At 73.2% G+C, this 12,726-nt stretch carries 14 protein-coding genes; 11 read left to right on the top strand and 3 right to left on the bottom strand.

The genetic code is table 11. The features are described 5' to 3' along the window. Nucleotides 1–149 precede the first annotated feature (149 nt). The 10 genes from ald (at nucleotide 150) to ABT084_RS32150 (ending at nucleotide 10,269) form a co-directional block, all read left to right on the top strand. Complete coding sequence (ald, locus tag ABT084_RS32105; protein ID WP_351051515.1) at nucleotides 150–1,265, top strand: alanine dehydrogenase; 1,116 nt, start codon at nucleotides 150–152, stop codon at nucleotides 1,263–1,265. Nucleotides 1,266–1,668: 403 nt separating this feature from the next. Beyond that, the gene (locus ABT084_RS32110; protein WP_330329685.1) at nucleotides 1,669–2,787 is read left to right on the top strand and encodes a ParA family protein; all 1,119 of its coding nucleotides are present in this window, start codon (nucleotides 1,669–1,671) and stop codon (nucleotides 2,785–2,787) included. Beyond that, a complete protein-coding gene (locus tag ABT084_RS32115; RefSeq protein WP_351051518.1) occupies nucleotides 2,772–3,284 on the top strand; it encodes a hypothetical protein in 513 nt (170 codons plus the stop codon). The genes ABT084_RS32110 and ABT084_RS32115 overlap by 16 nt, the downstream gene beginning before the upstream one ends. A gap of 99 nt (nucleotides 3,285–3,383) precedes the next feature. Beyond that, entirely contained in the window at nucleotides 3,384–4,427 is a 1,044-nt protein-coding gene (locus ABT084_RS32120; RefSeq protein ID WP_351051520.1) for a segregation and condensation protein A, read from the top strand. Continuing rightward, nucleotides 4,420–5,028: an SMC-Scp complex subunit ScpB gene (gene scpB, locus ABT084_RS32125; protein WP_351051521.1), complete on the top strand. Its 609-nt coding sequence runs from the start codon at nucleotides 4,420–4,422 to the stop codon at nucleotides 5,026–5,028. The genes ABT084_RS32120 and scpB overlap by 8 nt, the downstream gene beginning before the upstream one ends. 21 nt (nucleotides 5,029–5,049) lie before the next feature. Beyond that, nucleotides 5,050–6,642, top strand: coding sequence for a pseudouridine synthase (locus ABT084_RS32130; protein WP_351051524.1), 1,593 nt, complete (start codon nucleotides 5,050–5,052; stop codon nucleotides 6,640–6,642). A gap of 117 nt (nucleotides 6,643–6,759) precedes the next feature. Then, complete coding sequence (gene pnuC / locus ABT084_RS32135) at nucleotides 6,760–7,359, top strand: nicotinamide riboside transporter PnuC (protein WP_351051527.1); 600 nt, start codon at nucleotides 6,760–6,762, stop codon at nucleotides 7,357–7,359. Next, nucleotides 7,356–8,513 carry an AAA family ATPase gene (locus tag ABT084_RS32140; protein ID WP_351051530.1) on the top strand — a complete coding sequence of 386 codons (1,158 nt, stop codon included), beginning with the start codon at nucleotides 7,356–7,358 and terminating at the stop codon, nucleotides 8,511–8,513. The genes pnuC and ABT084_RS32140 overlap by 4 nt, the downstream gene beginning before the upstream one ends. After that, complete coding sequence (locus tag ABT084_RS32145; protein WP_351051532.1) at nucleotides 8,510–9,253, top strand: NUDIX hydrolase; 744 nt, start codon at nucleotides 8,510–8,512, stop codon at nucleotides 9,251–9,253. The genes ABT084_RS32140 and ABT084_RS32145 overlap by 4 nt, the downstream gene beginning before the upstream one ends. Beyond that, nucleotides 9,250–10,269, top strand: coding sequence for an ADP-ribosylglycohydrolase family protein (locus tag ABT084_RS32150; RefSeq protein WP_351051535.1), 1,020 nt, complete (start codon nucleotides 9,250–9,252; stop codon nucleotides 10,267–10,269). The genes ABT084_RS32145 and ABT084_RS32150 overlap by 4 nt, the downstream gene beginning before the upstream one ends. A 22-nt stretch (nucleotides 10,270–10,291) precedes the next feature. Here the strand turns inward: ABT084_RS32150 and ABT084_RS32155 are convergent, their stop codons facing one another. From ABT084_RS32155 to ABT084_RS32165, 3 genes are all read right to left on the bottom strand, one after another. Beyond that, entirely contained in the window at nucleotides 10,292–10,975 is a 684-nt protein-coding gene (locus tag ABT084_RS32155) for a nucleotidyltransferase domain-containing protein (protein ID WP_351051538.1), read from the bottom strand. Nucleotides 10,976–11,064: 89 nt separating this feature from the next. Beyond that, on the bottom strand, nucleotides 11,065–11,559 hold the full coding sequence (locus ABT084_RS32160; protein WP_351051541.1) for a Rieske (2Fe-2S) protein: 495 nt from the start codon (nucleotides 11,557–11,559) through the stop codon (nucleotides 11,065–11,067). 107 nt (nucleotides 11,560–11,666) lie between these two features. Beyond that, nucleotides 11,667–12,008 (bottom strand): DUF952 domain-containing protein, encoded by a 342-nt coding sequence (locus ABT084_RS32165; RefSeq protein WP_351051544.1) that lies wholly within the window; start codon nucleotides 12,006–12,008, stop codon nucleotides 11,667–11,669. Between the two features lie 139 nt (nucleotides 12,009–12,147). On the opposite strand from ABT084_RS32165, the gene ABT084_RS32170 reads away from it, so the two are divergent. Beyond that, the gene (locus ABT084_RS32170) at nucleotides 12,148–12,597 is read left to right on the top strand and encodes a YidB family protein (protein WP_351051547.1); all 450 of its coding nucleotides are present in this window, start codon (nucleotides 12,148–12,150) and stop codon (nucleotides 12,595–12,597) included. Nucleotides 12,598–12,726 lie beyond the last annotated feature (129 nt).

Raw genomic sequence — 12,726 nt, forward strand, 5'->3', positions numbered from 1 at the left:
TATTCGTTTGCAAGGCTAGACAGCGACTCATCCTTCATTAGACTGGGTTCACCGCGGCATCCCGTGGTGCATCCCGTTGCGCGTTCTTGTGGGCGGGTATGTATGGAAGTACCCCGTAATTTCCCCTGAGCCAAGGACCGTGATCGACGATGAAGGTCGGCATCCCCCGCGAGGTCAAGAACAACGAGTTCCGGGTCGCCATCACGCCCGCCGGCGTGCATGAGCTGGTCCGTAACGGCCACCAGGTCTTCGTCGAGCAGAACGCCGGTGTCGGCTCCTCGATCACGGACGCCGAGTACGTCTCGGCCGGCGCCGAGATCCTCGGCACCGCCGACGAGGTCTGGGCCACCGCCGACCTGCTGCTGAAGGTCAAGGAGCCCATCGCGGAGGAGTACCACCGCCTCCGCAAGGACCAGACCCTCTTCACGTACCTGCACCTCGCCGCCTCCCGCGAGTGCACGGACGCGCTCCTGGAGTCCGGCACCACCGCCATCGCGTACGAGACGGTCGAGCTCGCCAACCGCGCGCTCCCGCTGCTCGCCCCGATGTCCGAGGTCGCGGGCCGGCTGGCCCCGCAGGTCGGCGCCTACCACCTGATGCGCTCGGTCGGCGGCCGCGGCATCCTCCCCGGCGGCGTCCCCGGCACCCAGGCCGCGAAGGCGGTCGTCATCGGCGGCGGCGTCTCCGGCTGGAACGCCGCGCAGATCGCCATCGGTATGGGCTTCCACGTGACCCTGCTCGACCGCGACATCAACAAGCTGCGCGAGGCCGACAAGATCTTCGGCACGAAGATCCAGACGATCGTCTCCAACGCCTTCGAGCTGGAGAAGGCCGTCCTCGAGGCCGACCTCGTCATCGGCGCGGTGCTCATCCCGGGTGCGAAGGCCCCGAAGCTGGTCACCAACGAGCTGGTGTCCCGGATGAAGCCCGGAAGTGTCCTTGTCGACATTGCGATCGACCAGGGCGGCTGCTTCGAGGACTCCCGTCCGACCACCCACGCCGAGCCGACCTTCGAGGTCCACAACTCGGTCTTCTACTGCGTCGCCAACATGCCGGGCGCGGTGCCGAACACCTCCACCTACGCCCTCACCAACGCCACGCTGCCGTACATCGTGTCGCTGGCGAACAACGGCTGGGTCGAGGCGCTGCGCCGCGACGCCGCGCTCGCGCTGGGTCTCAACACCCATGACGGGCAGGTCGTTTACGGCCCGGTCGCCGAGGCCCACGGCCTGCCGACCCTCGAGCTGAGCACGCTCCTCGGCTGATCCGAAAACGCGCGGTCGGCATCGGTCGACGGCTTTGTCGTCAACGACTGACGTCAATCTCACGTATCCGGCCGGACCTTGTCAGCAAGGTCCGGCCGGAGGCGTTTCGGGGCGCTCGCGGACCCCGCTCAACTCGCCTCGAACGTAACCCTTTAACCGATTCGCGCACCCGTGAAACTTCGCAGTGACAGCTCGTACGCCCTTGACAGAGTGGTGTTCGGTTGCCGACACAACGCGGCGGGTCCGGCGGATTGTGTTGCTGCGGAGCGGTGACACGCCATAGAGTCGCCAACCGTCGGCATGGTGCCACGCTGACCTATCGATAAGTGTCCTGGTCACGTCCAAGGAGGTAAGACGACTTGTGAATGAGTCGACATTTGCTCCTGGAGGTGGTCAAGCAGGGATGCCTGCGCGGGGCCAGGGTCCGGTCGGACTCGAGGCTGTCGGCTCCGTCGCGGTACGTACCTTCGCAAACCACCAGCACCTGACGACGCCCCAAAAGAGCATGGACGGCCTAGACGTGAACTCCAGGGCCGGCGACCTGAGCGGCGAAAAGCCCACTGGTTTCGCCGACTACGACGTGGTGCCCGAAGGGCACTTCTACGACCCCGACGCCGAGTACGAGCCCGACCCCGAGTACGCGGCCACTCTCGCGCCCGACGCTGCCCGCCAGCGCCGGGAGCGGATCGGCCCGACCGGACGGCCGCTGCCGTACTTCCCGATCCCGGGTCCGCTGACCGACCACGGTCCGGCGAAGATCATCGCGATGTGCAACCAGAAGGGCGGCGTGGGCAAGACCACGTCGACCATCAACCTGGGTGCCGCCCTCGCCGAGTACGGGCGCCGCGTGCTGCTCGTCGACTTCGACCCGCAGGGCGCGCTGTCCGTGGGCCTCGGCGTGAACCCGATGGAACTCGACCTGACGGTCTACAACCTGCTCATGGAGCGGGGGATGTCGGCCGACGAGGTGCTGCTCAAGACGGCGGTCCCGAACATGGACCTGCTGCCGAGCAACATCGACCTGTCCGCTGCCGAGGTGCAGTTGGTCAGCGAGGTCGCGCGCGAGTCGACGCTCCAGCGGGCGCTCAAGCCGCTGATGGCCGACTACGACTACATCGTGATCGACTGTCAGCCCTCGCTCGGTCTGCTGACCGTGAACGCCCTGACGGCGGCTCACAAGGTCATCGTCCCGCTGGAGTGCGAGTTCTTCGCGCTGCGCGGCGTGGCGCTGCTGACCGAGACCATCGAGAAGGTGCAGGAGCGGCTCAACCCGGAGCTGGAGCTCGACGGGATCCTCGCCACGATGTACGACTCCCGCACGGTGCACAGCCGCGAGGTGCTGGCGCGGGTCGTCGAGGCCTTCGACGACCACGTCTACCACACGGTCATCGGCCGTACGGTGCGCTTCCCGGAGACCACGGTCGCCGGTGAGCCGATCACCACCTACGCCTCCAACTCCGTCGGCGCCGCCGCCTACCGCCAGCTGGCCAGGGAGGTGCTCGCCCGGTGTCCCGCCGAGTGAGTCTGCCCGGAGCCGACGAACTGTTCCGTACGACCGGAGGGATGGCCCTCCAGTCGTCCTCGCCGCGCCGCTCGGGCGAGGACGCGGCCTCGGCCGCGGGCGGTACGTCGGCCCGGTCGGAGCACACCGCCACCGCGCCGGAGGCGGGGGCGGAGGGGCGCGGCCGGGAGGCGGCCCCCGCTGTGGGCGCTCCGCGCAGGCCGCAGGAAGGTTCTGTCAGCTCCGCGAACGGCGGCGGTGGCGAGCAGCGGCGGGGCAAGGGCCGCGGGGCGAACCGGCGGCCGAGCGGGCGTGAGCGGCACGACGAGAAGATCACGGTCTACGTCTCCGCCGAGGAACTGATGGACCTGGAGCACGCGCGGCTGGTGCTGCGCGGCGAGCACGGGCTCGCGGTGGACCGCGGGCGGATCGTGCGGGAGGCCGTGGCGGTCGTCCTGGCCGACCTGGAGTCCCGCGGGGACGCGAGCATCCTGGTCCGCCGCCTGCGCGGCCGCTGACCCGCCGCACGTACGCCACGTCCCGGCCCGCCGGGGCGCAGGCGGCACCATGGGGGAGGCCGCAGCGGCCGTTCTCCCTTCCGTACCCCCTGGACCGCGATGTCTCCCTCGACCGCCGACCCCGGCCGTCCCGCCCGCCGCAGCCTGGGCCGTGGCCCCGGCCGCACCGCTCCCGAACCGCCAGGAGACGCCCTGGAGGGCGTCGCAGGGCCCGCGGGGCCTCCGGCGGCCTCGGGGGAGCCTGAGCCGCCGGAAGGGCCTGAGGGGGCCGCTGAGGGCGTTTGTGTGCCGCCCGGGACGCCCGGCACGGGGGCGGCGCCGCCCGCGGGGCCGGGTGACGGGCGCTTCACGCTGCGCCTGACCAACTTCGAAGGCCCCTTCGACCTGCTGCTCCAGCTGATCTCGCGGCACAAGCTCGACGTCACCGAGGTCGCCCTCTCCCAGGTCACCGTCGAGTTCATGGCGCACATCCGCGCCATGGGACCCGACGGGGACCTCGACCAGACCACCGAGTTCCTCGTGGTCGCCGCCACCCTCCTCGACCTCAAGGCCGCCCGGCTGCTGCCGGTCGCCGAGGTGGAGGACGAGGCCGACCTGGCGCTGCTGGAGGCCCGGGACCTGCTCTTCGCGCGCCTGCTGCAGTACCGCGCGTACAAACGCATCGCCGCGATCTTCGAGGAGCGGGCCGACGCCGAGGGCGGGCGCCGCCCCCGCACCGTCGGGCTGGAGCCGCACCTCGCCGAGCTGCTGCCCGAGGTGGTCATCGGCATCGGCCCCGAGGGCTTCGCCCGGATCGCCGTCAACGCCATGCAGCCCCGGGCGAAGCCCGAGGTGTACGTCGACCACATCCACGCGCCGCTCGTCAGCGTCCGGGAGCAGGCCGAGGTCGTCGTACGGATCCTGCGGGCCCGCGGCGAGGCCACCTTCCAGGAGCTGACCGAGGACACCGCCGACACCCTCACCGTGGTGGCGCGGTTCCTGGCGCTGCTGGAGCTGTACCGCGAGAAGGTGGTGGTGCTGGACCAGGAGGAGGCCCTGCGGACGCTGACCGTCCGCTGGAGCGGCGGCGAGGGCGGCACGGAGGCCGCCGCGGCCGTCAGTGACGAGTTCGACCGGATCGGGGAAGGCGCGCGGGATGAGTGACGTGGGAGAGCTGGCGCTGGGGCCCGCGCTGGAGGCCGTACTCATGGTCGTCGACGAGCCCGCGACCGAGGCGCACCTGGCCAAGGTGCTGGAGCGGACCCCGCGGGAGGTGGCGGTGGCCCTGCGCGAGCTGGCCGACGAGTACACCCGCCAGGGCCGCGGATTCGAGCTGCGGCTGATCGCCGGGGGCTGGCGGTTCTACAGCCGGCCGCAGTACGCGGCGGCCGTGGAGGGCTTCGTCCTGGACGGCCAGCAGGCCCGTCTCACGCAGGCCGCGCTGGAGACGCTGGCCGTCGTCGCCTACCGCCAGCCGGTGAGCCGCTCGCGGGTCTCGGCGGTGCGCGGAGTCAACTGCGACGGGGTCATGAGGACCCTCCTGCAGCGCGGTCTGGTGGCCGAGGCGGGGACGGAACCCGAAACAGGTGCGATCCTGTACAGGACGACGAACTACTTTCTGGAGCGGATGGGCCTGCGCGGCCTGGACGAGCTCCCGGAGCTCGCGCCCTTCCTCCCCGAGGCGGACGCGATCGAAGCCGAGACGCTGGAGGGTGTGCCGTCGTTCGATCCGGACGCACCGTATGCGCCGGATACTCATGAATGACGACAAGACGACGGAACTTTGATGCGAAGCAGCGGTAACGGCAACGGCGGCGGTAACAGGAACAGCGGCGGCGGTGGAGGCGGACGCGGCGGCTCCTCGGGCGGCGGCTACCAGGGCGGCGGCTCCCGCGGGGGCTCGTCCGGCGGCTCGCGCGGCGGCTCCTCCGGCGGCGGGTCCCGTGGAGGGTCCTCCGGCGGCGGCTACCAGGGCGGCGGCAACTCCCGGGGTGGTTCCTCCTCCGGTGGCGGCTACCAGGGTGGCGGCTCGCGCGGCGGTTCGTCCGGTGGCGGCTACCAGGGTGGCGGCTCCCGTGGCGGTTCGTCCGGTGGCGGCTACCAGGGTGGCGGCTCGCGCGGCGGTTCGTCGGGCGGCGGTTACCAGGGCGGCGGCTCGCGCGGCGGCTCGTCCGGTGGCGGCTACCAGGGCGGCGGCTCGCGCGGCGGCTCGTCCGGTGGCGGCTACCAGGGTGGCGGCAGCTCGGGCGGCTACCAGGGCGGCGGCTACCAGGGCGGTTCCGACTCCCGCGACCGTGACCAGGCGCCCGCGCCCCGGATCCGCAACCCCCGCCCCGAGGAGCGCCGCTACGACGTCGGCCCCGAGGGCGAGCGCAACGGCCGCGGCGGTGCCAAGGCGGGCGGCGGCGGTGCCCGCGGCGCGGCCGACGGCAACCGTGGCGGCGCGCGCGGCGCGGCGGCCCGCGGTGGCGCCAAGGGCGGCCCCAAGACCTCCCGGACCCCCGGCATCGGCGGAGCGGGCGGCCCGCGCAGCGGCCCCGGCAGCCGCAGCGGCCAGTCCAAGCCGCGCGAGCTGGAGGCGCGGATCGAGGAGCGCGTGCGCGACCGGTACGCCGACAAGCCCGTGATCAAGACCCCGAAGACCTTCCCGGGTGCCGAGGAGGAGGGCGAGCGCCTGCAGAAGGTGCTGGCCCGCGCGGGCATGGGTTCGCGCCGCGCGTGCGAGGAGCTGATCCAGCAGTCCCGCGTCGAGGTCAACGGCCAGATCGTGCTGGAGCAGGGCAAGCGCGTCCAGCCGTCGGACGAGATCAAGGTGGACGGCCTGACCGTCGCCACCCAGTCGTACCTGTTCTTCGCGCTGAACAAGCCCGCCGGCGTCGTCTCCACCATGGAGGACCCGGACGGCCGTCAGTGCCTCGGTGACTACGTCACCAACCGCGAGACGCGTCTCTTCCACGTCGGCCGGCTCGACACCGAGACCGAGGGCATCATCCTGCTCACCAACCACGGTGAGCTGGCCCACCGCCTCACGCACCCGAAGTACGGCGTGAAGAAGACGTACGTCGCGGCCATCACCGGCCCGCTGCCCCGCGAGATCGGCAAGCGCCTCAAGGACGGCATCGAGCTGGAGGACGGCTACGCCCGCGCCGACCACTTCCGCGTCGTCGACCAGCTCGGCAAGAACTACCTGGTCGAGGTGACCCTCCACGAGGGCCGCAAGCACATCGTCCGCCGCATGATGGCCGAGGCGGGCTTCCCCGTGGACAAGCTCGTGCGGACCGCCTTCGGTCCGATCGAGCTGGGCGACCAGAAGTCCGGCTGGCTGCGCCGCCTGACCAACACCGAGGTCGGCATGCTCATGCGCGAGGTCGGTCTGTAACCGGACCCGTCCTTCAGGAAAAGCCCGCGACGCCCAGGCGCCGCGGGCTTTTCCCTTGCCCGGCCGCGCGCGCGGCTTTATAGTCAGGATGACTATAAAGAGAGCGGGGGGTCCGTCATGAGCTGGACCGAGGTACTCGGCTTCGCCACCGGCGCCCTGTGCGTCTGGCTGGTGGCCCGGCAGCACGTCGCCAACTGGCCGATCGGCATCGCCAACAACATCTTCTTCATCGTGCTCTTCGCCCAGGCGGGCCTCTACGCCGACGCCGGGCTCCAGATCGTCTTCATCGCCCTCGCCGCCTACGGCTGGTGGTCCTGGACCCACGGGGGTGGACCAGGAACCGCCGGATCCCTGCCGGTGCGCCGCACCACGCGCGCCGAATGGGCCTGGCTGGCCGCGGCGGGGGCGGTGGGGACCCTCGGGCTCACCCTGCTGCTCGACCGGGTGAGCGATTCCACCGTCCCGTTCTGGGACGCGCTCACCACCGCCCTCTCGCTCATGGCCACCTACGGGCAGTGCCGCAAGCTCATCGAGTCCTGGTGGCTGTGGATCGCGGCCGACCTGGTCTACATCCCGCTGTACGCGTACAAGGGGCTGTGGCTGACCTCCGTCCTGTACGGCGGCTTCCTCGCCCTGTGCGTGGCGGGCCTGCTCGGCTGGCGCCGGACCCTGGCCGCGCCCGGCGCCCGCAGCGCGCCCACGGGAGCGACGGCATGACGGCGTACGCGGAACGCTCCGGGCGGCGCCACGGGCACGGCCTGGTGCTGGGGAAGTTCTATCCGCCGCACGCAGGGCACCACCACCTCGTACGGACCGCCCAGGACCAGTGCGAGCGGCTGACGGTCCTGGTCTGCGCGGCCTCCGTGGAATCGGTCCCGCTCGCCGACCGGGTCGCCTGGATGCGCGAGGCGCACCCGGAGGCGCGGGTCGTCGGCGCGGTGGACGACATCCCGGTCGACCTGTACGACCCGGCGGTGTGGGAGGCCCACATGGCCGTCTTCCGGGGCGCCGTCGGTGAGCCGGTGGACGCCGTCTTCACCTCCGAGGCGTACGGGGCCGAGCTGGCCCGGCGCTTCGGCGCCGAGGAGGTCTGCGTCGACCCCGCCCGCTCGCTCTTCCCGGTCTCCGGGACGGCCGTGCGCGCGGACCCCGTCGGCAGCTGGGGATTCCTCGGCCCGGGCGTCCGGGCGGCCCTCGCCCGCCGGGTCGTCGTCCTCGGCGCCGAGTCCACCGGCACCACCACCCTCTCCCGCGCGCTCGCCGCGCACTACCGGCGCCGGGGCGGGGTCTGGGCGGAGACCGGCTGGGTCGCCGAGTACGGGCGCGCCTACAGCGAGGAGAAGCTGGCGGCCCTGCGCGCCGTGGACCCGGCGGCCGGCTGGGCCGACGCGGAGTTCACCTCCGCCGAGTTCCCCCTGATCGCGCGCCGCCAGGACGCCGACGAGGAAGCGGCGGCCCGGCTCGGCTCGCCGGTGCTCTTCTGCGACACGGACTCCTTCGCCACCGGCATCTGGCACGAGCGCTACCTGGGCGCGCGCAGCCCGGAGGTCGAGGAGATCGCCGCCGCCGGGCCCCGGCGGGACCTGTACCTGCTCACCGACCACGAGGACGTCCCCTTCGAGGACGACGGGCTCCGCGACGAGCCGCGGCTGCGGCCCTGGATGACCGGCCGGTTCCACGAGGAACTCACCCGCACCGGCAGGCGTTTCCTCCTCGTGGGCGGGGACCGCGAGGAGCGGCTGGAGACGGCCGTCGCCGCGGTCGACGCGCTGCTCGCGGAGGGCCGGCACTTCGCGGACCCGCTGCCCGAGGCGGCCCCGGGGCCCGGACCGCTCGGTGGGACCGAGGCCGTCCCGGCGGCGCGCCGGTGAGCGCGCCGCGGCCCGAGGGGTACGACCCGGCGGCCTTCGAGCCGTTCGCCGTCACCGTCGACCTCGCCGTCTTCACCGTGCGGGACGGCGTCCTGCACGTCCTGCTGATCCGGCGCGGCCAGGAACCGTACGCCGGGGCCTGGGCGCTGCCCGGCGGGTTCGTGCTGCCCCGGGAGTCCGCCGAGGGCGCGGCCCGCCGCGAACTCGCCGAGGAGACCGGGCTGCCCGCCCCGGTGGTCGCGGACCTCCACCTGGAACAGCTGCGCACCTACAGCGAACCCGGCCGCGACCCCCGGATGCGGGTCGTCTCGGTCGCCTTCACCGCCCTCGTCCCGGACATGCCGGAACCGGCCCCGGCGGGCGGCGGGGACGCCGAGCAGGCGCGCTGGACACCGGTGGGACGGGCCCCGGACCTCGCCTTCGACCACGCGCTGATCCTGGCCGACGCGCGGGAGCGGATCGGCGGGAAGCTCGAGTACACCTGCCTGGCCACCGCGTTCTGCCCGCCCGAATTCACCCTCGGGGAACTCCAGGGCGTCTACGAGACCGTCTGGGACACCGCCCTGGACCGCCCCAACTTCCGCCGCAAGGTGCTCGCCACCCCCGGCTTCGTCGACGCGGTGCCGGGGGCCGCCCGGCTGACCGGCGGGCGCGGCAAACCGGCGGCGCTCTACCGGGCCGGTCCGGCGACCGCCCTCCACCCGCCCCTGCTCCGCCCCTCGGAAGGACACACACGATGAGCACGACCACCAAGCGGGCGGCGACGGGCGCCCTGATCGGCCTGGCCCTCGGCGACGCCCTGGGCTTCCCCACGGAGTTCAACGACATCCCGGGGATCCTCTCCAAGACCGGCCCCTGGCGGCAGATGGCGCTGCCGCGCCCGGCGATCGTCACCGACGACACCCAGATGACGCTGGCCCTGGCCCGCGGGATGCGGACCGCCGCCGAGAGCGGCCCGGTCGGCCCGCTGCGGCTCGCCCGCCCGGTCCGCGAGGAGTTCGTCGAATGGTGGCGCTCGCCCGAGAACAACCGCGCCCCGGGCCGCACCTGCATGGTCGCCTGCTCCCTGCTGAAGGACCCGGACCGCGACTGGCGCGACGCCAGCCAGATCGGCTCCAAGGGCTGCGGGGCGAACATGCGGGTGGCGCCGGTGGGGCTCGTACCGGACTGGACCGAGGAGGAACGGGCGGGCGCCGCCCAGCTCCAGTCGGCCCTCACCCACGGGCACCCGACGGGGCTCGCGGCCTCCGACCTCACCGCGCGGGCCGTGTACCTGCTGGCGCGGGGCACCGAGGTGACCGGCCTGATCGGGCAGCTGCGCTCCTACGCCCTGGACAACCGCACCCGCTACCACGAGCGCTGGCTCGGCGACCTGTGGCAGCGCACCGCGTCCGACGCCACCCCGGAGTCGTACATCGCGCGCGGCTGGGACGACTGCCTCGGCGTCCTGGACCGGCTCGCGGCCGCCCTGCGCGAGCCCTCCCCGGAGACGGACCCCTGCCTGGCCACCGGGGACGGCTGGATCGCCGAGGAAGCCCTGGCCACCGCCCTGCACTGCTTCCTGCTCTTCCCCGAGGACCCCCTGACCGCCCTGCGCCGGGCCGCCTGCACGCAGGGCGATTCCGACTCCATCGCCTGCCTGGCGGGCGCCTTCGCGGGTGCCCACCTCGGCGCGGACGCCTGGCCCCGCGACTGGGAGGGCCGCATCGAATACCGCGAGGAGCTCCTGTCCTTCGGCGCCCTCTGGGACGCGTGAGCGGTCCCCGCGGCCGCCGGGGTCAGCGGGCCGAGGCGCGACGGGTGCGGATCAGGAAGGCTTCGACGCGGGGGAGGTCCGGGTCCGGGGGGAGCGGGGTGGTGGAGAGGGCCGCGTCGGACTCCTCCGTCAGGCGGATCATGCGGGCCTGCACCTGCGGCCAGGGGACCTCGCCGCGCTTCACGGCGAGGAGGTCCGCGCGGTGGTCGCCCACGTCGATCGAGAGGCGGCCCGTGCGGAGCAGGTCACGGCAGGACGCCAGCAGGCGCAGCAGGTGCATGGCGTGCTTCCAGCGCGGGGCCCCGTGCAGGCGGACGTCGGCGTCGAGTTTGGCGCGCTGCGAGGCCGCATAGCGGGTGAAGGTGGTGTGGGCGCGCCGGGACAGGAACGCCCCGCGGAGCGAGAGCAGTTCCTCGCCCACCGGGGTCAGCCGTTCCACCAGCGGGGAGTGCAGGCACTCCAGGATGTTGGGGTTCGCGCGCAGGGCCAGTTCGCAGAAGCGTTCCAGCTCCCAGGAGAACTCCTCCTCCCGGGGCCCCTCCACATGGGTGGGCGGCTTCTCGAACCGCCAGAACAGCGGGGCGGGGGCGAGGTAGACACCGCGCCGGTCGGTGTCGCTCGCCTCCGTCGCCAGACCGAACGCCCGCGATCCCATCACGCACGAGTAGACCGTGTGGTCGCGCACCAGCGTCAGATCGTCTTCCATCGCCGCAGCGTAGGCGGCCGGCGGCCCGCCGCGCGAAGTGATTTCGGGGGAGGTGCGGCGGGCCGGACCGGGGAGATCGGCCGGGGAGATCAGGCCAGGGAGATCTCACCCGCCGGGGACACCGTGATCTTCTTCTCGGCCAGCGGGCGGGTGGCCGGGCCGTGCGCCACGGCGCCGTCCCCGACCTGGAACTTGCTGCCGTGGCACGGGCAGTCGATGGTCCCGGCCTCCACCTTGGTGACCAGGCAGCCCTGGTGGGTGCAGACCGCCGTGAAGCAGCGGTAGGAGCCGGCCGTGGGCTGGGTGACCACGAGCTTCTCGTCCTTGAGGATCGTGCCGCCGCCCACCGGTACGGCCGAGGTCTTCACCAGGGTCTTGCCGGTCGCCCCGCCGTCGGCCGGGGCCGAGGGCGCCGCGGGCGTGCCGACGGGCTCGCTCGGGGGCGTGCTGGGGGGCGTGGCGGCGCCGGAGCCGTTGGCCGGCTTCTCGTCACCGCCGCCGCACGCGGTGAGCGCGCCGCCCGCCAGGGCCACCGCCCCTGCCGCCAGTACCGTGCGCCGGGCGGTGCGCGTGGGCTCGCTCATGACATCTCCTTGCTGGGGTGACCGGTGGGGCAGCAGCATCCTGGCGGGTCGGAGGCCCCGTGAGAAGCCCGCCGCGCCGCCCGCCGCCCCGGCCGGCAGGTCCCGGGTCAGTGGCCGGGGGCGGGCGGAGCCAGTTCCGCCGGGCGCCCCGGTGTCCGTACGACCTCCCACACGCGGATCACGGCGTCCCGGTTCAACGGGCCGTGCACGTGCGGGTAGCGGGCGCCGGATTCACCCTCCCGGCGGACCGGCGAGGTCAGGGCCGCCTCGTCGAGTTCGAGCGCGAGCAGCGGCCCGGCCACCGCGCCGTAGTGCGCGTCCGCGATGGCGAGCGCGGTGGCCGCGTCCGCCGAACAGTGCACGAATCCCTCCGAGTCGAGCGAGGGCGGGGCGTACGGGCGGTCCGGCGCGGCGGACCAGTCGGCGAGGGCGACGATGTGGAAGATCATGCCGCCCGTTCTACCGCAGGACGCGGGGCCGGACGCCGCCCAGTGGCAGGCCTGTCCGGTTCGGGTGACATTGGCCGTGTCTCGACGCCGGGCGGGCCCAGTGCCGTGCGCCCCGGCTCCCTCTTCGAAAGGCATGACGATGGCGGGTAACGACCTCGGCGGTCTCCTCGGCGGTCTCCTCGGCGGCGGCGGGAGCGGCGGCCAGGGCGGCGGCGGTGCGGGCAACATCCTCGGCGCCCTGCTCGGCGCGCTCGGCGGCGGCGCGGGCGGCGCCGGCGGCGCGCAGGCGGCGGGCAACGGGAGCAACCCGCTCGGCGGCCTGCTGGAGATGCTGAAGAAGTCCGGCCTCGTCGACCAGGCCCAGTCCTGGGTCGGCACCGGCGAGAACCAGGCCGTCAGCGGCGCGGAGATCGCCAAGGCCCTGCCGGACGAGGCCCTGCAGCAGGCCGCCCAGCAGGCCGGCGTCAGCCCGCAGGAGGCGGCCGACCAGATCGCCCAGGCGCTGCCCCAGGCGGTCGACAAGCTGAGCCCCACCGGCTCACTGTCCTCCGGCTCGCTGGAGGACATCATCAAGCAGCAGAACCTCTGAGACACCGGCCGCCGCGGACCGGGGCCCGGCGGATCCGGTCCTGGGCCAGCAGCGGGTCCCAGGAGCGGTCCCAGATCAGCTTGATGACGTTCCAGCCGGCGCCGCGGAACTGCGACTCCAGCTCCTGGA

Source organism: Streptomyces sp. NPDC002138 (genome assembly GCF_040296485.1).
Taxonomy (GTDB): Bacteria; Actinomycetota; Actinomycetes; order Streptomycetales; family Streptomycetaceae; genus Streptomyces.